Origin of the sequence: Erwinia sp. E_sp_B01_1 (genome assembly GCF_036865545.1) — a bacterium.
Classification (GTDB): domain Bacteria; phylum Pseudomonadota; class Gammaproteobacteria; order Enterobacterales; family Enterobacteriaceae; genus Erwinia.
Window position 1 is genome coordinate 4518912 of sequence record NZ_CP142208.1, and the last position, 21710, is coordinate 4540621.

Annotated in this window: 20 protein-coding genes and 1 pseudogene; 6 read left to right on the forward strand and 15 right to left on the reverse strand. The window is 53.5% G+C overall.

Going from position 1 to position 21710, the window contains the following annotated elements; translation table 11 throughout:
* Window positions 1-31: 31 nt before the first annotated feature.
* Window positions 32-733 (reverse strand): NAD(P)H-flavin reductase, encoded by a 702-nt coding sequence (gene fre, locus VRC33_RS20960; RefSeq protein ID WP_338559104.1) that lies wholly within the window; start codon window positions 731-733, stop codon window positions 32-34.
* 25 nt (window positions 734-758) lie between these two features.
* Complete coding sequence (gene ubiD / locus VRC33_RS20965; RefSeq protein ID WP_338559106.1) at window positions 759-2261, reverse strand: 4-hydroxy-3-polyprenylbenzoate decarboxylase; 1503 nt, start codon at window positions 2259-2261, stop codon at window positions 759-761.
* A gap of 186 nt (window positions 2262-2447) precedes the next feature.
* On the opposite strand from ubiD, the gene rfaH reads away from it, so the two are divergent.
* Window positions 2448-2936 carry a transcription/translation regulatory transformer protein RfaH gene (gene rfaH / locus VRC33_RS20970; protein ID WP_338559108.1) on the forward strand — a complete coding sequence of 163 codons (489 nt, stop codon included), beginning with the start codon at window positions 2448-2450 and terminating at the stop codon, window positions 2934-2936.
* A gap of 31 nt (window positions 2937-2967) precedes the next feature.
* Here rfaH and tatD read toward each other — a convergent pair whose 3' ends face one another.
* From tatD to udp, 9 genes are all read right to left on the reverse strand, one after another.
* On the reverse strand, window positions 2968-3753 hold the full coding sequence (gene tatD / locus VRC33_RS20975; protein ID WP_338564379.1) for a 3'-5' ssDNA/RNA exonuclease TatD: 786 nt from the start codon (window positions 3751-3753) through the stop codon (window positions 2968-2970).
* A 76-nt stretch (window positions 3754-3829) separates the two neighbouring features.
* The gene (tatC, locus tag VRC33_RS20980) at window positions 3830-4588 is read right to left on the reverse strand and encodes a Sec-independent protein translocase subunit TatC (protein WP_338559110.1); all 759 of its coding nucleotides are present in this window, start codon (window positions 4586-4588) and stop codon (window positions 3830-3832) included.
* A 2-nt stretch (window positions 4589-4590) separates the two neighbouring features.
* A complete protein-coding gene (gene tatB / locus VRC33_RS20985) occupies window positions 4591-5286 on the reverse strand; it encodes a Sec-independent protein translocase protein TatB (RefSeq protein ID WP_338559113.1) in 696 nt (231 codons plus the stop codon).
* A 3-nt stretch (window positions 5287-5289) separates the two neighbouring features.
* Window positions 5290-5535 (reverse strand): Sec-independent protein translocase subunit TatA, encoded by a 246-nt coding sequence (tatA, locus tag VRC33_RS20990; RefSeq protein WP_338559116.1) that lies wholly within the window; start codon window positions 5533-5535, stop codon window positions 5290-5292.
* Between the two features lie 121 nt (window positions 5536-5656).
* On the reverse strand, window positions 5657-7294 hold the full coding sequence (gene ubiB, locus VRC33_RS20995; protein ID WP_338559118.1) for a ubiquinone biosynthesis regulatory protein kinase UbiB: 1638 nt from the start codon (window positions 7292-7294) through the stop codon (window positions 5657-5659).
* Window positions 7291-7896: an SCP2 domain-containing protein gene (locus VRC33_RS21000; RefSeq protein WP_338559120.1), complete on the reverse strand. Its 606-nt coding sequence runs from the start codon at window positions 7894-7896 to the stop codon at window positions 7291-7293. Before VRC33_RS21000 ends, ubiB begins: the two co-directional genes overlap by 4 nt.
* Before the next feature lie 12 nt (window positions 7897-7908).
* Entirely contained in the window at window positions 7909-8664 is a 756-nt protein-coding gene (gene ubiE, locus VRC33_RS21005) for a bifunctional demethylmenaquinone methyltransferase/2-methoxy-6-polyprenyl-1,4-benzoquinol methylase UbiE (RefSeq protein WP_338559122.1), read from the reverse strand.
* 75 nt (window positions 8665-8739) lie between these two features.
* Window positions 8740-10275, reverse strand: a complete 1536-nt coding sequence (gene rmuC, locus VRC33_RS21010; protein ID WP_338559124.1) for a DNA recombination protein RmuC — start codon at window positions 10273-10275, stop codon at window positions 8740-8742.
* A 188-nt stretch (window positions 10276-10463) separates the two neighbouring features.
* Entirely contained in the window at window positions 10464-11225 is a 762-nt protein-coding gene (gene udp, locus VRC33_RS21015; protein ID WP_338559126.1) for a uridine phosphorylase, read from the reverse strand.
* 289 nt (window positions 11226-11514) lie between these two features.
* On the opposite strand from udp, the gene VRC33_RS21020 reads away from it, so the two are divergent.
* On the forward strand, window positions 11515-12342 hold the full coding sequence (locus VRC33_RS21020) for a dienelactone hydrolase family protein (RefSeq protein ID WP_338559129.1): 828 nt from the start codon (window positions 11515-11517) through the stop codon (window positions 12340-12342).
* Window positions 12343-12437: 95 nt separating this feature from the next.
* On the opposite strand, the gene metE is transcribed toward VRC33_RS21020, so the two are convergent.
* A complete protein-coding gene (gene metE, locus VRC33_RS21025) occupies window positions 12438-14708 on the reverse strand; it encodes a 5-methyltetrahydropteroyltriglutamate--homocysteine S-methyltransferase (protein ID WP_338559131.1) in 2271 nt (756 codons plus the stop codon).
* Window positions 14709-14843: 135 nt separating this feature from the next.
* On the opposite strand from metE, the gene metR reads away from it, so the two are divergent.
* Window positions 14844-15785 carry an HTH-type transcriptional regulator MetR gene (metR, locus tag VRC33_RS21030; protein ID WP_338559133.1) on the forward strand — a complete coding sequence of 314 codons (942 nt, stop codon included), beginning with the start codon at window positions 14844-14846 and terminating at the stop codon, window positions 15783-15785.
* A 98-nt stretch (window positions 15786-15883) separates the two neighbouring features.
* On the forward strand, window positions 15884-16354 hold the full coding sequence (locus tag VRC33_RS21035; protein WP_338559136.1) for a DUF1456 family protein: 471 nt from the start codon (window positions 15884-15886) through the stop codon (window positions 16352-16354).
* A gap of 43 nt (window positions 16355-16397) precedes the next feature.
* Here the strand turns inward: VRC33_RS21035 and VRC33_RS21040 are convergent, their stop codons facing one another.
* Complete coding sequence (locus VRC33_RS21040; RefSeq protein ID WP_338559138.1) at window positions 16398-17249, reverse strand: carboxylate/amino acid/amine transporter; 852 nt, start codon at window positions 17247-17249, stop codon at window positions 16398-16400.
* A gap of 387 nt (window positions 17250-17636) precedes the next feature.
* Here VRC33_RS21040 and glpT point away from each other — a divergent pair, with 387 nt between their 5' ends.
* Window positions 17637-18986 carry a glycerol-3-phosphate transporter gene (gene glpT / locus VRC33_RS21045; protein WP_338559140.1) on the forward strand — a complete coding sequence of 450 codons (1350 nt, stop codon included), beginning with the start codon at window positions 17637-17639 and terminating at the stop codon, window positions 18984-18986.
* A 92-nt stretch (window positions 18987-19078) separates the two neighbouring features.
* Here glpT and yigL read toward each other — a convergent pair whose 3' ends face one another.
* On the reverse strand, window positions 19079-19879 hold the full coding sequence (gene yigL, locus VRC33_RS21050; protein ID WP_338559142.1) for a sugar/pyridoxal phosphate phosphatase YigL: 801 nt from the start codon (window positions 19877-19879) through the stop codon (window positions 19079-19081).
* A gap of 63 nt (window positions 19880-19942) precedes the next feature.
* Window positions 19943-20934: pseudogene (gene pldB, locus VRC33_RS21055) on the reverse strand (lysophospholipase L2).
* 115 nt (window positions 20935-21049) lie between these two features.
* Between pldB and rhtB the strand changes: the two are divergent.
* The gene (gene rhtB, locus VRC33_RS21060) at window positions 21050-21673 is read left to right on the forward strand and encodes a homoserine/homoserine lactone efflux protein (RefSeq protein WP_338559144.1); all 624 of its coding nucleotides are present in this window, start codon (window positions 21050-21052) and stop codon (window positions 21671-21673) included.
* The last annotated feature ends 37 nt before the right edge of the window (window positions 21674-21710 follow it).

Sequence of the window (21710 nt, forward strand, 5' to 3'; positions counted from 1 at the left end):
TAAGGGGCAGCGGTTCCTGCCCCCTGAATCCTCAGATAAAGGCGAAAGCATCGCCAAACATCTGTTCTTCCTTCGCACCACGCTCAGCACAAAAACGCTCGCGGGCAATTTTCGCCATCTCAAAGCGGCCAGCAATATAGATATCATGCCCGGCCAGGCTACTGTAATCGTTCATCACGGCGGTCAGCACTGTGCCATTACGCCCTTCCCAACCCGCTTCTGGCTGCTCTACTACCGGAATGATTTTCAGATTTGGATGCTTCACCGCCAGCGCTTCCAGCTCTTCCAGATCGTAAAGGTGCTTGAGCTCGCGTCCGCCCCAGTACAGGGCGATATCGCGATTGGGTTGCTGTGCGAGTGCGGTCAGCAGGATTGAACGGGCATAAGAGAAGCCTGTTCCGCCCGCGATCAACACCAGCGGACGATCGCCCTCTTCGCGCAGCCAGGCATCCCCATGGGGGATATCTACGGTAATTTTGCGCTGTTGTTGAATACGCTCCATTACCGCCATGGCATACAAATTCAGATCGGAAGCGCCAATGTGCAGCTCAATGATATCTTTTTCCATTGGCGTGGAGGCCAGGGAGAATGGACGCTTATCGCGCTCGTCCATCACTACCATCAAGTACTGGCCTGCGCGGAAGCTGAAATCAGCCTCCGGCACCATTCTCACTCGGTACACAGTATCGGTAATCGCCTCTACTGAGGTCACTTTACAGCTTAAGGTAGTCATGCGTTCCCTCTGTCGGGTCAGGCAATTATTTGCCGGGCGCTTGGTTGCGCGTGGGCATCTCACTGAAGATGCCTAACTCATCCCATATTGCGTCAATACGGGCCGTCACTGCCGGATCTTTACGGATAGGGCGTCCCCACTCGCGTGTGGTTTCACCTGGCCACTTATTGGTGGCATCCAACCCCATCTTCGAGCCCAAACCAGAAACCGGTGAGGCGAAGTCGAGATAATCTATCGGCGTATTTTCTACTAACACCGTGTCTCTTGCCGGATCCATTCGGGTAGTGATCGCCCAGATGACATCGTTCCAGTCACGGGCATTTACATCATCATCACAGACGATAACAAATTTCGTGTACATAAACTGGCGCAGGAAAGACCAGACACCCATCATTACTCGCTTGGCGTGTCCCGCATACTGTTTTTTCATCGTCACTACCGCCAGACGATATGAGCAACCTTCAGGCGGGAGATAGAAATCGACAATTTCCGGGAACTGTTTCTGCAGAATAGGCACGAAAACTTCGTTCAGTGCCACGCCCAGAACAGCTGGCTCATCAGGTGGACGCCCGGTGTAGGTTGAATGATAAATGGCGTCACGGCGTTGCGTGATATGCGTTACGGTGAAGACCGGGAAGTTATCTACTTCATTATAGTAACCCGTGTGGTCACCGTAAGGCCCTTCCGGTGCCATTTCTCCCGCTTCGATATAGCCTTCCAGCACAATTTCAGCGCTGGCTGGCACTTCCAGATCGTTGGACACGCATTTCACCACTTCCGTTTTAGTGCCGCGCAGTAAACCGGCAAAAGCATATTCGGAAAGCGTATCCGGAACGGGTGTCACAGCACCCAGAATGGTGGCCGGATCGGCACCCAGGGCCACGGATACCGGGAATCTTTCACCGGGATGCTGCTGTCCCCATTCCTGAAAATCCAGTGCTCCGCCGCGATGGGAAAGCCAGCGCATAATCAGCTTATTTTTCGCTATAACCTGCTGACGATAAATCCCGAGGTTCTGGCGCTCTTTATGCGGCCCTCTGGTGACAGTCAGACCCCAGGTAATCAACGGCGCTGCATCTTCTGGCCAGCATTTCATCACCGGGATTTTATGCAGATCGACGTCATCACCTTGCCAAATCTGTTGCTGGCAAGGGGCATCCCGCAGACGTTTGGTCGGCATGTTCAGCACTTGCTTCCACTGCGGCATTTTATCGAAGAAATCACGAAAACCGCGGGGAGGCTCAGGCTCTTTCAAAAAAGCTAACAGGCGGCCAACATCACGTAGCGCTGAAACATCTTTCTGGCCCATCCCCATGGCAACCCTGTCCGGAGTACCAAACAGGTTGCACAGCACGGGCATGTCATAGCCTTTAGGATTTTCGAACAGCAAGGCAGGACCGCCAGCCCGCAGGGTGCGGTCGGCAATTTCGGTCATTTCGAGATCGGGGTCGATCTCTTGCTTAATGCGTTTTAGTTCCCCGCGTTGTTCAAGCAGCGCAAGGAAATCGCGTAAGTCGTGGTATTTCATGACTTCTCATCAAACTGTCAGTGAATCGGCCATTATAGGGAGGATTGTTACGCTATGCTTAGTTTTTCGTAGCTACAGGTTCCTGTTACCTGAATTCACCTCAGAGCCGACTCTCCGCGGGATCCCGCTATAACTCTGACGATGAGTTTGTTATTCTTAGCGGCCCTGTAATCAAAAAGTGACGTTATGGAAGCCTGGTATTTACTTTATTGCAAACGTGGCCAACTGCTTCGCGCGAAAGAACATCTTGAGCGTCAGGCGGTGCATTGTCTCAGCCCGATGATTGCTCTAGAGAAATTGGTTCGCGGTAAACGCACCCAGGTGGACGAACCTCTCTTCCCCAATTACCTGTTTATTGAATTCGATCCGGAAGCGATTCATACCACAACCATTAGCGCTACGCGCGGTGTCAGCCATTTTGTCCGTTTTGGTAGCCTGCCAGCAAACGTCCCTCAGGATGTGATCGCCGCATTGCAGACCGATACGCCAATGCAAATGGTGGATCCGGAACTGCCACAGCCTGGTGACCGGGTATTAATTACCGGCGGGGCTTTTGAGGGGTTAAAAGCCATTTTCACCGAGCCGGATGGTGAAGCACGTTCCATGTTGCTGCTGAATTTGCTCAACAAGCAGATTACCCGCAGCCTCGATAATAAACAGTTCCACAAGCTCTGACCCGTTTGCGCGCGAGCCTGACCCCGCCAGATCACTCCGGCAGGCGAAACAGCTGACGCGCATTGCGATCGCACTGGCGGGCAAGCACTTCGGCCTCTTCCCCTCTTAATCCAGCCACGGCCTGCACGATATGCGGCAGGAAACAGGGCTCATTGCGTCTTGAAGGCGGTCTTGGGCGCATATCACGGGGTAACAAATAGGGAGCATCTGTTTCCAGTAACAGCCTCTCTGCCGGAATCAACGGCATCAATTCACGCAATTCCACGCCACGGCGTTCATCACATACCCAACCGGTAATTCCTATATAAAGCCCTGCCGCCAGACAGGCTTCCAGTTCTTCACGGTTACCGGTGAAGCAATGCACCACCGCGCCAGGTAATTTTGGCAACCAGGGAGTCAGTACGGAGAGCAGACGTTCGCAGGCATCACGACAGTGCAAAAACACCGGCATCCCGAGTTCTGCGGCCAGCTCAAGCTGGGCATTAAAGGCATAGACCTGCTGCTCAGGCTCTGAAATGTTGCGGTTGAAATCCAGCCCGCACTCGCCTATTGCTACCACTTCATTACTCTCAGCCAGGCGCTTAAGCGTTGCTGCCGTCTCGCCTGACCATTCACTCGCATGGTGAGGGTGCACACCGGCAGTAGACCAGCAATAGCCCGGACGGCGTGCCGCCAGACTCTGGGCCTGCTGGCTTTCCAGCGCATTGGTGCCGGTAATCAGTAAACCGGTCACGCCTGCTTCTTTTGCACGTTTAACGACCTGATCGCGATCTTTTGCGAACTGCGTGCTGGTCAGGTTGACGCCAATATCGAACATAGGATTTTCCATACAGCAACCGCCCTTTCGGGCGGTTGATTTACTTATGTAAGGGAAGCACTGGATCTGCTTTTCGCTATTCCGGGCCGTGTTCTTCCTGATCCATATCCTGGCGACGTTTACCCACATAGAAGCGGGCGAAAAACACCCCAACTTCAAACAGGCAGTACATGGGAATAGCCAGAAGGGTCTGAGAGAAGACATCTGGCGGAGTTAACAGCATCCCCACCACAAAGGCACCGACCAGAACATAAGGGCGCTTTTTCTTCAGGTCTTCCGGTGTTGTCACGCCAGTCCAGCAGATCAGCACGATGGCAATCGGCACTTCGAAGGAGACGCCAAAAGCCATAAACAGGGCCATCACGAAGTCGAGATAGTTGTTGATGTCAGTGGCAATCAATACGCCCTGCGGCGCGGTCTGGGCGAAGAAGCCAAACGCCAGCGGAAAGACAATAAAGTAGGCGAAAGCCATCCCCACATAAAATAGGAATGAACTGGAAAACAGTAAGGGCATAACCAGCTTGCGCTCATGGCGATAGAGCGCGGGGGCAATAAACGCCCAAATCTGATAGAGGATCACCGGTACCGCAAGGAATACCGAGACAATCATGGTCAGCTTTATGGGTGTGAAAAACGGAGAAGCCACGTCAGTGGCAATCATGCTGGCCCCCGCTGGCATCTGTTTGATCAGCGGGGCTGAAATCAACTGATAGATGTCATTGGAAAAATAGGCCAGACATAGAAAGATGCCGACGACAGCAATAATACAGTTCAATAAGCGCTTACGGAGTTCAATCAAATGACTGATAAGCGGTTGGGTATCTTCAACAGCCATGTTTATCGCTCATCGCTCGGTAAAGTGGTGGAGGCAGGAGCACGACTGGACAGAACTGACGCTTCACCGCCAGTCGTTGCCGTCGGTTTCACTACAGGGCTGGATGCTGTCGGTGCTGACGTCGCTACGCTCTTCGGCTCAACGCTGGCAGGGGGTGTCGGCTCTTGAGCTACGGATACCGGTTCAGCACTGACAGACTCTGGAGCCACAACAGACATGGCAATAGCCGTCGATCCGGAGCTGGCCGTTGCCTGAGCTGGCTCAGTCGCCACTTCAGGTGCCTTCGCGGGGGCAGAGGCCTGGTGATCGGCTTCTGCTGGCGTCACGCCCTCATGAGAATCTTCAGGATTTTTCACTAAGGGGTTGTGGATAGTGTTCGCTTCGTCGTCCGCTTGTTCATTCTCGCCCAGGTAAGAACGCTTCATAGATTCTGCTGATTGTTTCAGCTCGTCCATCGAGGCTTTCAGTTCAGGCGAAAGGCTGTTTTTACTGGCCTCTTCAACCTTTTTCAGGCTGTCCTGGAGCTCCTGTAGCTTGAGTTCCTGTGCCAGTTCATTCTGCACATTGGTAGCCAGCGAGCGCAGAGCGCGGATCCAGCCAACGACCGTTCTGACCGCTACCGGTAAACGCTGCGGCCCCAGCACGACCAGCCCGATAACGAACACTAATATCAGTTCACTAAAGCCTATGTCGAACACGGTTTATACCTTGTCGTTTTTGACGTCTTCTTTCTTCGCTTCTGTATGCTCTTTGTCCGCCAGTTTGGCATTGAAGTCAGCATCATTGGCATGATCTTTCTCTTTATCGTGGTCATCGCCCATGGCCTTTTTAAAGCCTTTGATCGACGAACCCAGATCGGATCCCAGTGAACGCAGTTTGTTGGTGCCAAACAGAAGAACAACAATTACGGCAATAATTAACAATTGCCAGATACTGATACCGCCCATGATTTTGCCTCTGAAAGTGAGTTGTGATGCCAGTCTTGCAGTATATAACAGCTTGTATGGCGCTGACGATGAGCAAACACTCGCCAGCGCAGGATAACACCCTGTTTACCTATCATGACAATCAGCCGGTTTTACGCCAGCCAATCAGCCAGCTTACTACCCCAGCCGCTATCATTCCGGCCGAGATCAGTTCCCACTCTGGCTTTATCAACAGGATTGCGGTGCCGCTAAGCAGCATCGTAGCCCCTACGCCGAACAGGTAACGGGACTGATGCTGCCTGACCCGCTCTCCTCTCAGGTCTTTGCTCAGCTTATCCACACTGTGCTGCAAGTGTTTGTGCTGGCGAAGGCTGTCGTAAAAGAGTTCAGGTAACTCTGGCATTTTTTCGGCCCAGAAAGGCGCTTTCTCTTTTAAGGCCCGCACAATGGCAGGAATGCCAATCTGATCTTTAATCCAGTCTTCAAGGAAGGGCTTGGCAGTTTTCCACAGGTCCAGCTGCGGATAGAGCTGTCGGCCTACGCCTTCAACATACAGCAATGTTTTCTGCAGAAGAACCAACTGCGGCTGAACTTCCATATTGAAACGCCTTGCGGTGTTGAACAGGTTCAGCAGCACATGACCAAAGGAGATTTCTGCCAGCGGCTTTTCAAAGATAGGTTCACAAACCGTACGGATGGCAAATTCAAAATCTTCCACGTTGGTATCCGGTGGAACCCAGCCGGAATCAACGTGCAATTCCGCAACTTTACGGTAGTCGCGATTAAAGAACGCAATGAAATTTTCCGCCAGATAACGCTTATCTTCTTTATTCAGCGATCCCACTATTCCGCAGTCTATACCAATGTATTGCGGATCTTCGGGATGGTCATAACTGACGAAGATATTGCCCGGGTGCATATCCGCATGGAAGAAGCTGTCCCGGAACACCTGGGTGAAAAAGACCTGCACGCCACGTTCAGCCAGCAGTTTCATGTTCACGCCATGCTGTTCAAGCGCGACCACGTCAGAAATCGGGATGCCGTAGATGCGCTCCATGACCAGCATGGTTTCACTGCCATAATCCGAGAATATTTCAGGCACATAGAGCATTTTGCTCTTGTCGAAATTACGGCGTAACTGGATAGCGTTAGCTGCTTCACGCAGCAGGTTCAGCTCGTCAATCAGCGTCTTTTCGTAGTCCGCCACCACTTCCTGAGGACGCAGACGGCGGCCATCAGGTAACAGACGAGGTACCCAGCGGGCCATACGATTGATCAGCTTCATATCCGCTTTGATCACCGGCAGGATGTCAGGACGGATAACTTTGATTACCACTTCCCGGCCATTCTCTTTCAGCGTGGCAGTATGCACCTGAGCGATGGAAGCCGAAGCCAGAGGTTTGATCTCAAAGTGATCAAACAGCGTTTCAACCGGGCAGCCTAACGATAATTCAATCTGCTGTTTGGCCAGTACGCCGTCGAAAGGCGCAACACGGTCCTGCAGCATAGCCAGCTGGTCAGCAATTTGCGGGGGAAACAGATCGCGACGGGTAGACATCATCTGACCAAACTTGATCCAGACCGGTCCCAGCTGCTCCAGCGACAGACGAAGCCGTTCACCCAGCAGGAGATCCTTATGCCGGCCTGGCATCCAGAACAGACATTTACGCCACAGACGGAACAGAAGGGTCAGGCGGGTTTTGGGAACCAGTTCATCCAGGCCATAGGTGAGAAATATGCGGATGATAAAATAGAGGCGGCGAAGTTCTCCGAAGCTCATTTGGCCTCCAGGTTCGTCAGGCGGGTTTCTATTAGGGCAAGATCTCTCGACAACGCATCCACTTCCTCAGCAAACCAGGCCGCCTCGAGCCCACCGGGCGCAAGACGCCACTCTTCAGTGAGGGCCTGGCCAAGGTAATCCTGCTTACGTTGCACATCTCCGCGAATAAACCGCGCACTGCGGCGGGCCAGCTGGCTGATCCCCTGTGCTACCACATCCCCGGTCCAGGGCGCGAGGTATTCAGCAGGATCCAGCTCGGCAAGATCGATAAGGGCTGAGAAATGCTGCACAACCTGCAAATCCCCTTCAACTTCCAGTTCACCACTGCGGATCAGGCTGGTCAGTTGCTGACGGTCACGCAATTTGCGCAGCGTGGCAATCTGCGTTTTTACCGTACAGTCGGGTGTGTCACTCCACTCACCCAGCACGTCAACCTGGCGTTCGCTGAAGATAAAAATCAGCGGATGTTTAAGTTCAGCCAGCACAATAGCCAGGCTTTTACCGTTAAGGCGCTGACGTGCGGCTTTCAGGCCACGATCGCGATAGAGGATTTGATTTAGCGCCGTTTCCAGCCCCGCAGTTAACAGCGGCGTTAAAGTCATTCGCTTTCCTGTTTAAAACTTGAATCCACGGTGCAGTGCAACGATGCCACCAGTAAGGTTGTGGTAGGTGGTATTTTCAAAACCTACCTCTTCCATCATCTGCTTCAGGGTATCCTGATCGGGATGCATACGGATGGATTCAGCCAGGTAGCGGTAGCTTTCAGAGTCTTTCGCTACCAGTTCACCGATGCGTGGCAGGATATGGAAGGAGTAAGCGTCGTAAGCTTTGCTTAACGGCTCCAGCTGAGGCTTAGAGAATTCCAGAATCAGCAGACGGCCGCCTGGCTTTAATACGCGGAACATAGAGGCCAGCGCTTTCTCTTTTTCCGTGACGTTACGCAGGCCAAAGGCGATGGTAATGCAGTCAAAATGGTTGTCCGGGAATGGCAGAGCTTCTGCATTCGCCTGAACATAGTTGACGTTGCCGATAATGCCGTTGTTACGTAATTTTTCACGTCCAACTTTCAGCATGGAACTGTTGATATCAGCCAGCACTACTTCGCCAGTCTCGCCAACAAGGCGTGAGAATTTAGCCGTCAGGTCGCCGGTACCACCAGCCAGATCCAGCACTCGCTGTCCGCGGCGCACGCCGCTGCAGTCGATAGTAAAACGCTTCCATACGCGGTGGATGCCAAATGACATCAGATCGTTCATCAGATCGTATTTGGCCGCAACGGAATGGAAAACATCTGCCACCATTTCAGCCTTATCGCTTTTTGCTACGGTACGAAAGCCGAAATGGGTGGTGTCCTTTGATTCATCTGCCATTTGTTTTGCCTGCTCTGCAATCAATTATCTGCCAAGTGTACCAGAGTCCCGCAGGTCAGGCACGCAGCCCGGTGCTTATTCATTGACGCGTGCGGCCCTGTTATCCGGACTCAATCCAAACGGGCTTTGCGGATCGTCCTGCTCTTCATCGCCGGGATTTTCAGGGAAATCCGGCATCGCCTGCTCCACCAGCCGCGGGTTAATAGGTCGCTTCACTTCCACACCCAGCTGGCGGAAGCTTTCTGTCTGGGCTATCAGATTACCGCGACCTTCAGAGAGTTTTTTCATCGCAAAACGGTAGCTCTCCTGCGCCTTATCCAGGCTCTGGCCCATTGCGGACATATCGTCCACAAATAACCGCATCTTGTCGTAGAGCTTCGCAGCCCGATCGGCGATACGTTGCGCATGACGGCTCTGATGTTCATAGCGCCAGAGATTATTAATGGTTCTCAGGGCTACCAGCAGCGTGGTTGGACTCACTAACATGATGTTCAGGTTCAGGGCTTCGTTGATCAGCTCTGGCTGGCGATCGATAGCTAACAGGAATGCCGGTTCAACCGGGATAAACATCAACACATAATCCAGCGAGCGTAAACCGGGCAATTGTTGATAATCTTTTCGGCTCAGCAGGCGCAGGTGCCCCCGAATGGCAGCAATATGTTCGCTGATGGCCACTTCCCTGTCAGCCTCATCTTCGCCATTGAAGTAGCGCTCATAAGCCACCAGTGTCATTTTGGCATCGATAACCACATCCTTGCCCTGCGGCAGGCGCACAATCACATCAGGTTGCATCCGCCCGCTTTGTTCGAGCTGAATGTTCACCTGCGTTTCATACTCATGCCCCTCACGCAGCCCGGACGCCTCCAGCACCCGGCTGAGCACCACTTCGCCCCAGTTGCCCTGGGTTTTATTATCGCCTTTCAGGGCTTTAGTCAGGTTGATCGCTTCCTGGGCCATTTGCGCATTAAGCTGCTGAAGATTGCGAATTTCGTGGGAAAGCGTGTGCCGTTCACGGGCTTCCTGACCAAAGCCTTCCTGCACCTGTCGGCGGAACCCTTCAAGCTGTTCGCGAAGAGGAGAAATCAGGCTGTTAAGGCTCTGCTTATTCTGCTCGTCGACCCGGCGGCCACTGTTTTCAAAAATCCGGTTAGCCAGATTTTCAAACTGGGCATTCAGCCGCTGTTCACTGTTGACCAGCAGGCGCTGCTTCTCATCTGCCGCCATCCGCGTCTCTTCAAGACGAATAGTCACCTCACGCAATTCCGCTTCCTGCGAGCTGTTGATTTCCAACTGATTCCGTAACTCGCGCGTCAGCTGTTCGGTTTCGTTGCGCCAGTGGTCAAGATGGTGGAGCTTCTCCTGGGCCGCTGACAAGGTGCCATGTAGCTGGCGCAGTTCGAGTTCATTTTGCCTCTGGGCTGTTTGCTGGCTCTCTGTCTGAAGCTGAAGTCTGTCCCGTTCCTGGCGCAGTTGTTCGGCTGCCTGGAGCAGCAGTTGCCGTTCGGTCTCCTGTTTTGAAGAGACCTGCTGCCCGCGAAACCAGGCAATCACCCACCCCGCTAACAGGCCAGCCAGGCCAAGACAAACGCCATAACTGATTGTTGCATCCACCGTTGTTCTCCCGCACGAACTTATCTACGGGAAAAGGTAGAGGCGCACTGTATGAATGTCCAGATAAAAAGCAGGAAGCTGGGCCGTGATGAAGGGATTTGTAGCAAATTCTGGAGGCGGACCGAAGAATATCAACTTTCGGGGGGAGGAAGAAAAACAGAGGGGAACTCCCCTCTGCATCAAGCCGATCAGATTAAACGACGGGCAGCGTCCACCACGATGCGCACGGCATCGCTTTCGGTTCTTTTCATGGTTTCAGCGTCAGGTATTTCCTGCTGGGTACGGTTGACAATTACACCAGCAACCATACCTGCACGCAGCCCCTGGCTTGCACACATGGTTAACAGGGTGGCGGACTCCATCTCGTAGTTCAGCACGCCCATTTGCTGCCATTCCTTCATAGAATCCTGGTAACGCTTGACCACACGGCCTGAGAAGGTGTCATAACGTTCCTGACCCGGATAGAAGGTATCGGACGAGGCGGTGATGCCAATATGCGTGGTTGCACCGGCTGCTTTAGCCGCTTCTACCAGTGCCGTCGTGCAGGTAAAGTCAGCCACGGCTGGGAACTCCAGCGGCGCAAAATGCAGGCTCGCACCATCAAGACGGACCGATCCTGTAGTCACCAGGACATCACCCACGTTGATGTCAGGTTGAATGGCGCCGGTGGTCCCAACGCGCAGGAATGTCCGTACGCCCAGTTGTGCGAGCTCTTCCACAGCAATAGACGTTGAAGGACCCCCAATACCGGTGGAACAAACGATAACGGTTTTTCCCTCAATTTCTGCGCGCCAGGTAGTGAATTCCCGGTGCGAGGCCAGGTGGACAGGATTGTCCATCAGGGCGGCAATTTTTTTCACCCGTTCAGGGTCGCCCGGCACAATCGCCAGGGTTGCGCCCTGCAAATCCGCTTTTGTTAAACCCAAGTGAAAAACGTCTGAGTGTGCCATTTCAAACTCCTGTAACGGAAAAGGGGGATAAGATCATTGGTGCTCACAGTAATGCAAAGTCGCCGAAATTTATGTGAATTGAATCACTCTCATTAATGAAAGTTGCAACAGTTAACATTTAAGAAGTGATATGAGTCACATTTAAACACTGTTTTCTGTGCCGTTGCTACAACTTGCCCTGTGGCCTGAGCAGCGGCAGTGTTAATGATGAGCGCTGAACGGTCCCCTGACCTGAACGTAATCCTGGCTATAGTTAGCTGATTACGCTAATGCATACATGGAGAGAACAATGAAAACCGAAGAAAATATAACTCAAAAAATGAGCAATAATGGGTTCACTCCTGCGGTCTCACCTACCGCATCAACCACAATCATTACCGACAGCGCTGAAATTCAGTCAGGTGAAACCTCGATCCCGACGCAGGGCGAAAATATGCCTGCTTTTCATGCCAAACCACGCCATGCCAGTGGCCCGCTTCCGGTGATTCTGGTGGTGCAGGAGATTTTCGGCGTCCATGAGCATATCCGCGATATCTGCCGCCGTCTGGCAAATGAAGGTTACCTGGCCATTGCACCAGAGCTGTACTTCCGTCAGGGTGATCCTTCTGAATACCACGACATCCCTACGCTTTTTAAAGAGTTAGTCAGCACCGTGCCAGACTCTCAGGTGCTTGCCGATTTGGATCATGTTGCTAACTGGGCTTCCCGTCATGGCGGCGATATGCGCAACATGGGGATCACCGGTTTTTGCTGGGGAGGCCGCATCACCTGGCTGTATGCAGCACACAACCCTCAGCTTAAAGCTGCCGTAGCCTGGTATGGCAAACTGGTAGGCGAAAAGACCCTGAAACAGCAGAAGCAGCCGGTAGATGTCGCTGTAGATTTGACTGCCCCGGTATTAGGGCTTTATGGCGGAAAGGATGACAGCATTCCCCAGGAGAGCGTGGAAACTATGCGCCAGGCGCTGCGCGCGGCAAATTCAAAATCCGAAATCGTGGTTTATCCCGATGCCGGACACGCTTTCAACGCTGATTATCGTCCCAGCTATCACCAGGAGTCAGCCAAAGATGGCTGGCAGCGGATGCTTTCATGGTTTCAGCAGAACGGCGTGAAATAACGCTGCTGAGCATTGAAGCTCACGTGCCCCTCCCTGCCTGATTAATTCATAAAAAAAGGGGCGCCATGCGCCCCCATTTCATCTCAGCAGGATAATCAGGCTTCGGCCTTACGCAGATTCTGCGCGGCTTTCACCATGTTAGCCAGCGCCTGACGGGTTTCCGGCCAGCCACGTGTTTTCAGACCACAATCCGGATTAACCCACAGACGCTCGACCGGAATACGTTTTGCCGCCTTCAACAGCAGCTCTTCCATCCACTCCACGCTCGGGACGTTGGGTGAGTGAATGTCGTAGACGCCCGGACCAATGTCATTCGGGTATTCAAACTCTTCAAATGACTCCAGCAGCTCCATATCCGACCGTGAAGTTTCAATGGTGATGACGTCTGCATCCAGCGCCGCAATGGAATCCATGATGTCGTTAAATTCGCAGTAACACATATGGGTGTGGATCTGGGTCTCATCCTGCGCCACAGCGGCATTCAGGCGGAAGGCATCAACAGCCCACTCCAGATAGGCAGCCCAGTCGGACTGGCGAAGTGGCAGACCTTCACGCAGGGCTGGCTCATCAATCTGAATAATACCGATACCGGCTTTCTCCAGATCTTCCACTTCATCACGCAGTGCCAGCGCAATCTGTTTAGCGATGGTTTCGCGGGTAACGTCCTCGCGAGGGAAAGACCAGCACAGGATAGTGACCGGCCCGGTCAGCATGCCTTTTACCGGTTTTTCGGTCAGAGACTGGGCGTATTTCGCCCACTCAACGGTGATCGCTTCAGGACGGCTGATATCACCAATAATCACCGGGGGCTTAACGCAGCGTGAACCATAGCTTTGTACCCAGCCATTCTGGGTGAAGGCAAACCCGTCCAGGTTTTCACCGAAATATTCCACCATATCGTTACGTTCCGCTTCGCCGTGGACCAGCACGTCCAGGCCCAGACGCTCCTGCTCTACGATGGCCTGTTTAATATGTTCAGCGATACCAGTGCGATAATGGCTGCCATCCAGACGCCCCTGTTTAAAGTCCAGGCGCAGGCCACGGATTTCAGTTGTTTGCGGGAAGGAACCGATAGTCGTGGTTGGCCATGCAGGTAGCTGGAAGCGCTTACGCTGAGCTTCAGCACGGACAGCATAACTGTTGTCACGCTGGCTCTCTTTAGCCGTGATGCCTGCCAGACGCTGGCTAACAGCCGCGTTATGGACACGTTTTGAATCACGGCGTGCACGGACTGGCGCACTCCAGGCCTCCAGCGACTGTGGGTCATTATTGTTAAGCGCATTGCTCAGCAATGACAGCTCGGCACATTTTTGCAGCGCGAAGGCAAACCAGCTTTTCACCTCTTCATCCAGGCGCGTTTCGGTGCTCAGATCGATCGGACTGTGCAGCAGTGAACAGGAAGAGCCAATCCACAACTGTTTACGCTGACTCACCAGCGGCTGGAGACGTTCAAACCAGCTGCTCAGGTCAGCACGCCAGACGTTACGGCCATTGATCACGCCAACGGAGAGCAACCAGTCAGCAGGGATTTTGGCGTTCAGCCCGGCGATATTATCTTTCCCATGTACCAGATCAACATGCAGGCCCTGGACCGGGAGTTCACGAATAGTGTCGATATTAGTGCCAGCACTTTCGAAATAGGTGGTCAGCAGCAAATTAGTTTGCCCCTGCAGGGCTTCATACGCGGGTTTAAACGCGTTCAGCCACTCCTGCGGCAGCTCCAGCACCAGAGCGGGCTCATCAATTTGCACCCATTCGACATCGCGCTTCGCCAGCTCGGCCAGCACCTGCTGGTAGACAGGCAGAATGTCCTGCAACAGGCTCAGACGGTTAAACTGCTCACCCTTAACTTTGCCCAACCACAGGTAAGTTACCGGGCCTAACAGCACAGGTTTTACTTTGTGGCCTGCTGCCAGCGCTTCGTCCACTTCTTCCAGAATCTGGGTCCAGCTGAGTTTGAACTGCTGGCCTTTGGTGAATTCAGGCACCATGTAGTGATAGTTGGTATTAAACCATTTGGTCATCTCGGCGGCGGCGGCTGGCTCACCTGTTGGTGCGCGGCCACGACCAAGACGGAATAAGGTATCCAGGTCAACAGAGCCATCCTTATTTTGGTGGCGGGCGGGCACGTTGCCTAATAACAGGCTGGTGGTCAGAACATGATCGTACCAGGCGAAGTCACCAACCGGGACCACGTCAACGCCTGCCTGTTTCTGCTGCTGCCAGTGGCGGGCGCGCAGTTCGCGGCCTACGGCCAGTAACTCTTCCTGAGAGCTGTTGCCAGCCCAGTAGCTTTCCTGCGCTTTTTTCAATTCGCGACGCAGACCGACGCGGGGGAATCCGAGAGTATGGTTCAGAATAGTCATCAGTTCTTTCCTCAGTGGCTGCCCGTTGTCGTTGCAATCAGGCTTTTAGACGTCCAGATGTTTACACATCTATAATCCGCAGGTACTGTAGTCACCACAAGCGCAAATTGTTCATTGTCGATGTGAAGGACTCTCATGATCGAACTCAAACACCTGCGGACGCTGCAGGCGCTGCGAACAACGGGTTCGCTGGCAGCCGCAGCCGCCCAACTCCATCAAACGCAGTCGGCGTTATCCCATCAGTTCAGCGACCTGGAACAGCGTCTGGGCTTTCGTTTATTTGTGCGTAAAAGCCAGCCGCTGCGCTTTACGCCGCAGGGTGAAATTCTGCTTCAACTGGCTGAGCAGGTTCTGCCTCAGATCCAGCATGCTTTGCAGGCCTGCCACGAACCGCATCAGACTACGCTGCGGATCGCTATTGAATGTCACAGCTGCATCCAGTGGCTGACACCGGCGTTGAATAATTTTCGCCAGAGCTGGCCGCAGGTGGTGATGGATTTCAAATCCGGCGTGACTTTTGACCCGCAACCCGCACTGCAACAGGGGGAGCTGGATCTGGTTCTGACCTCCGATATCCTGCCGCGCAGCGGACTGTTTTATTCGCCGATGTTTGATTTTGAAGTGAGGCTGGTGCTGGCTCCGGATCATCCACTGGCGCAGGCTGACCATATTTCACCTGAAGACCTGGCCCATGAAGTGCTGATGATTTATCCGGTGCAGCGTCAACGTCTGGATATCTGGCGCCACTTCTTGCAGCCAGCGGGCGTCAGCCCTGCCCTGAAAAGCGTCGACAATACGCTGCTGCTGATCCAGATGGTTTCTGCCGGGATGGGCATCGCCGCACTGCCGCACTGGGTGGTGGAAAGCTTTGAACATCAGGGCCTGGTGGTGACTAAAACGCTGGGTGATGGCCTCTGGAGCCGGTTGTATGCCGCCGTGCGCGATGGGGAGCAGCGTCAGCCCGTCACCGAAGCCTTTATCCGATCGGCCCGTCAGCACGCCTGCGATCATCTGCCACGGGTGCGGGATGCTTCTCAGCCTGGGACACCTTTACCTGTTCCTCTGGCGCCCTTCTGATTTACCCGCCAGCCTCAATCGCTGGTGGGTTTTCCTGTTTCTGTCGTCATTTCTCTCTATAATGCGCCCAACAGCCTTTGATCCCTGATGAGAGTTTTATGACTAATAACGACGTGCTGCGCAGCGTGCGCTACATGCTGAATCTGAGCGATGCTCAGGTTGTGGCTATTCTGGCGCTGGCAGAGACTGAAGTCGCCGAAGCGGAAGTGCACAGCTTTTTGAAGAAAGAAGATGAAGAGGGCTTCCGTGCCTGTCCGGATGTGATTATGGGCTACTTCCTGAATGGCCTGATTTTCCAGCGCCGTGGCAAGAGCGAAGAGGCACCGGCCCCTTCCATTGAACGTAAAATGACTAACAACATCATGATGAAGAAATTGCGTGTGGCCTTTGATCTGAAAACCACCGATATTCTCGACATCCTTAAGCTGGCCGATTTTGCCGTGGGTCAGTCTGAAATTGGCGCGATCTTCCGTAAGCCGGGCCACAAAAATTACCGTGAGTGTGGCGACCAGATCCTGCGTAACTTCCTGAAGGGATTGACGCAGCGTATTCGTCCTGCCAAAGCCTGATATAAAGAGGGCCAGCATTGCGCTGGCCCTTTTCATCTGAGCACTATTTCCCGACAATCCATTTCTTATGCACTAACAGCGAAGCCAGAATCACTGCGGCACCGATAATAAAACTCGGCCAGTGCGGCTGCTGCTGCCAGATGGCCAGATTCACCAACAGCCCGGCAGGCACATGCATATTGTTCATGATCCCCAGCGTCCCTGCATCCACCTGCGTTGCGCCGTAGTTCCACATGAAATAGCCCAGCCCGGATGCCGCTACGCCCAGCCAGATCAATATGCCCCACTGCAGCGAAGTTGTTGGAAGTTTCTGCGGATTACCCCACAAGAACCAGGCAAGCGTGGCGATCGCCGCCGCACCCAGATAGAACCAGGAAAAGGCAGTATGCTGCGGCACGGGCCGGATTTCCTGCAGCCTTTTGTAGCCCACCATGCCAATGGCAAAAATGATGTTGGCTATCTGTACCAGCAATAAGCCAAACCAGAAGTGATCGCTGACTTTGTCATACCGGATAATGGCTGCACCGCCTACCGCCAGCAGGGCGCTGAGAGCATAGCTCCACCGCACGCCACGGCCTTTCAGCAGGTCGTAGATCAGCGTGACATAGAGCGGGGTCATCACCGTAAACAGCAGGAACTCCGACACGCTGAGGTAGAGATAAGCCTGGAAGCTGACGAGATACATGACACCGAGCTGTAGCGCGCCCACGCCCATGTACATCAGGAGCGTGGAAGCACGATAGCCACGCCAGCGCAGAAACGGCAGGAACACTACCGCTGCCAGCAACAGCCTTACCAGTACGGAAAACACACTATCAACCTGTCCTGCCAGGTATTCGCCAATCAGGCTGAATGAAAATGCCCACAAAATTGTGGTGACAATCAGTAACGTCACAATGTCAGACTCTGCTGTAAAAAGTGCGCACATTGTAGCGAAATTACCCGTAACCAAGGTAATTATTTGGTTTACAACTGCTTTTAAAAGCAGCGTAATTTAGTGAGGACAGAGATGTTCGAAAACGAAAAACCACGAATTTGGAGATTTCCCTCAAATTTTCCTGGCTGTCCACTGAACGCAGCCTCTTTCAGGCGATGCCGTACACACAAACAGATATTTTGTCATAAAAATGTAACATTTGAGCCCACCTTCACAGTCTGATGCGCGATTTCCGCCTATTCTTTGCGCGAAATGGAACATTATGCCGGATTCAAGGCAGATCCTTTTGTCATAAGCGCCCACTGGCGCCCAAAACGAGAATAACCTGCGCCATTGGAGGCTCATATGTTAAGTATTTTTAAGCCAGCACCTCACCAGCCTCGCGTTGAGGCTGACAGGGTAGATCCGCTCTACCGCAAACTACGCTGGCAAATCTTCCTGGGGATTTTCTTCGGTTACGCTGCCTATTATCTGGTCCGCAAAAACTTTGCGCTTGCCATGCCTTACCTGATTGAACAGGGCTTTTCCCGAGGCGACCTGGGGTTTGCGCTCTCCGGTATCTCCATCGCCTACGGCTTTTCCAAATTTATTATGGGATCGGTCTCCGATCGCTCAAACCCCAGAGTTTTTCTGCCAGCCGGATTGATCCTGGCCGCGGCCGTAATGCTCTTTATGGGATTTGTTCCCTGGGCAACCTCCAGCATTATGGTGATGTTTGTGCTGCTGTTCTTATGCGGCTGGTTCCAGGGTATGGGCTGGCCGCCCTGTGGCCGGACTATGGTGCACTGGTGGTCGCAGAAAGAGCGTGGCGGGGTGGTTTCCGTGTGGAACTGCGCGCACAACGTGGGCGGGGGCATACCTCCGTTACTGTTCCTGCTGGGGATGGCATGGTTTAACGACTGGAAAGCGGCGCTTTATATGCCGGCCTTTGGTGCCATTGTGGTTGCTGTTTTCGCCTTCGCACTGATGCGCGATACCCCGCAGTCCTGTGGCCTGCCGCCGATTGAAGAATACAAAAACGATTACCCACCGGACTATGATGAGAAACATGAAGAGGAGCTGACCGCTAAGCAAATCTTTATGCAATACGTCCTGCCTAACAAATTGCTGTGGTACATCGCGCTGGCTAACGTGTTTGTTTATCTGCTGCGTTACGGCATTCTCGACTGGTCACCCACTTACCTGAAAGAAGTAAAGCATTTCGCGCTGGATAAGTCCTCCTGGGCCTATTTCTTTTACGAATATGCTGGCATTCCCGGCACGCTGCTTTGTGGCTGGATGTCCGACAGGGTCTTTAAAGGTAATCGTGGGGCCACCGGCGTGTTCTTTATGGTGCTGGTAACCATTGCTACCGTGGTTTACTGGATGAATCCGGCCGGTAATCCTAACGTGGACATGGCCTGTATGATTGTGATCGGCTTCCTGATTTATGGTCCGGTGATGTTGATCGGTTTACATGCTTTAGAGCTGGCACCGAAAAAAGCAGCAGGAACAGCAGCAGGATTTACCGGACTGTTTGGTTATCTGGGCGGCTCTGTCGCGGCCAGCGCCATCGTCGGCTACACCGTGGATTACTTCGGCTGGGACGGCGGCTTTATCATCATGATCGGTGGGTGCGTACTGGCTGTGTTGCTGCTGGTGCTGACCATGCTGAGCGAGAACAAACACAAACAGCAGCTGAAGCAGGCTGAATAACAGGAGAAAGCGCCCTTTCTCCCTTAAGACGGTTCACTTCCTGCATCCGTAAATGCTTTCCGCCCCCGCTGGCCGGGGCGGAAAATTTTCGGTTAAACGTTATAGAGCTTACGCAGGTAATTGGGCACCGCGTTATCCGCATTACTGCCTATTACTTCCAGCTCCGGCAGCAGGTCTTTCAGCCGCTGATGGGAGTTGCTCATGATGCAGCCTTTACCGGCCATGCTCAGCATCTCCTTGTCATTCATGCCATCCCCAAAGGAGATGCAGTCCTTCAGGGCATAGCCCAGCGTCTTTGATACAGCATCCAGCGCATGGCCTTTAGATACGCCACCCGCCATCACTTCCAGGCAGGTTGGCAGAGAGAAACTGACATTGACCCTGTCACCCCAGCGCGCAATCAGCGCCTCTTCCAGCGGGATCAGCAGCTCAGGTTTACCACAGGTGAAGAACACCTTGCTGATGCCATCCGTTGCCAGCGAACCCGGCTCGTAAAGCTGATAATTGAAGTCAGATTCACGGAAGAAATCCATCTCTTCTGGGCGGTTACGGTTCAGGAACCACTCCTCATCACGGTAGACGTTGGTGAAGATATCCTCATGGCTGTGGTGGAGCGCAAACAATTCCTCAGCAATATCTTCGTCCAGGTTGTGGCTGAACACCAGTTCACCCGCCGTGTTGTGTACCCTGGCACCGTTAGAGGTGATCATAAATGCATCAATCCCCAGACTGTCACGCATCTGGGCCACATCAATGTAATGACGGCCGGTGGCGAAGATAAAATGCACCCCTTTTTCAGTCAGCAGCGGCAGCGTTTCACGGGCAAAAGGAGATAAGCGGTGATCGGGCGACAGCAGGGTGCCATCAAGATCGGAAGCAACAATAGCGTACATAAAACCTCTGGTTAGTCTGTTATCGGGCAGCCTGGCTGGCCCACTAATGAGAGCGGTGTAAAATTACGAATGTCTGGAGAAAAAGGCCACGATGGCATCCAGCGCTTCGGCCCGCATACTGTCTTTTTCAAATAAGATCTCATGACGCGCGCCGTTGATAACCAGCGGTTTCCCCCCTCACAGGGCTGCCCCGCGGTGGTCATGGCCTGGCAGAAAAGATCCTGGGCCCGGTTATCCACCACCTTGTCTGCACCGGCTTGTAACACCAGCAGCGGCGTGGAAATTTCTTTCGCTTTGCTGAGGGCGCTCTGGCCAGCCATCACCCCTTCCCGCACCCAATGGTAGGTGGGGCCGCCAACGCGTAATCCTGGGTCGTCTGCGTAGAAACGCAGATTTCTCCGGTAACGCTCCCGGCTGTGGGTCAGTTCGTTGATGCCGAACGGGCGTGCCCGCCACTTTCCGGTGCCCATTGCATAACCATCACGCAGGGTTGGCCGCTTTTCAGCCCACTCCAGAATCCGGTTGGCCATCCACGCAGGCATCGGCAGGAAAATACCAAACATCGGCGAGGCCATCACCACGGCATCAAAAGCGTCTGGCTGCCTTGCCAGCATCAGGGCCAGGATCGCACCGCCCATCGAATGGGCAAGCGCATAACGGTGGCGATAGCTCCGGCTGGCAATCTCTTTTTGATAGAGCGTTTCAAGGTCATCCACATAGTGGTCAAAGGCTTCCACATGCCCGCGATGAGAATCCTTCAGCAGGCGGCCCGATCGCCCCTGCCCGCGGTGATCGATGATCACCACATCGTAGCCGCAGTGAAAAAGATCGTAAGCCAGCTCAGGGTACTTCACATAGCTTTCAATCCGCCCCGGACAGAGCAGAATAACCTTGTCGTGTTGCGCTGAGATGAAGCGAACATAGCGAATCGGGACGTTTTCCACGCCGGTAAATTCGCCCTCTTCCCGATGCTTCCAGAAATCCAGCAGCGGGCCGGTAGCAAAAGCAGCAAACGCTTTTTCACGCGTTGGCCAGCCGTTTTTAAGACTCTTCATCGGCTTCTGCCCTTATTCCGTCTTACGGCTTCAGACGACCTGATGTCATCCCGTAGCGCAACCTCAAACAATGCCGTATTGTGTCATACTTCTGTACATTCAGGGAGCGTTACCCATGACCATCGAGTGGTGGCTGGCTTATCTTTTAACCACCAGCATCTTAAGTCTTTCCCCCGGTTCCGGCGCGATAAATACTATGAGTACCGGCATCAGCCATGGCTATCGCGGTGCGGTTGCCTCTATTTCTGGCCTCCAGGTCGGGCTTTCGGTGCACATTGTACTGGTTGGTATCGGGCTTGGTGCGCTGTTCTCGCAGTCTGTACTGGCTTTCGAAATACTGAAATGGGCGGGTGCGGCTTATCTGGTCTGGCTCGGGATCCAGCAATGGCGTTCCGGCGGGGGTATCGATTTGCAGGCGGTGGCGAAAGCGATGCCCCGCAGGAAACTGTTCAGGCGTGCCATCCTGGTCAACCTCACCAATCCAAAGAGCATTGTCTTTCTGGCTGCCCTGTTCCCGCAGTTTATCATTCCACATCAGCCGCAGACGGCTCAGTATCTGGTACTGGGCGTGACCACGGTTGTCGTCGATATTATCGTGATGATTGGCTATGCGACGCTGGCAACACGTATTGCTGGCTGGATTAAAGGGCCGCGACAGATGAAATTGCTTAACCGGATATTTGGCGGGATGTTTGTGGCTGTGGGGGCGTTACTGGCTTCAGCGCGCCGAATTGCCTGAACCTGGAAACAGTCAGGCCGGGCGTTATACCCGGCCT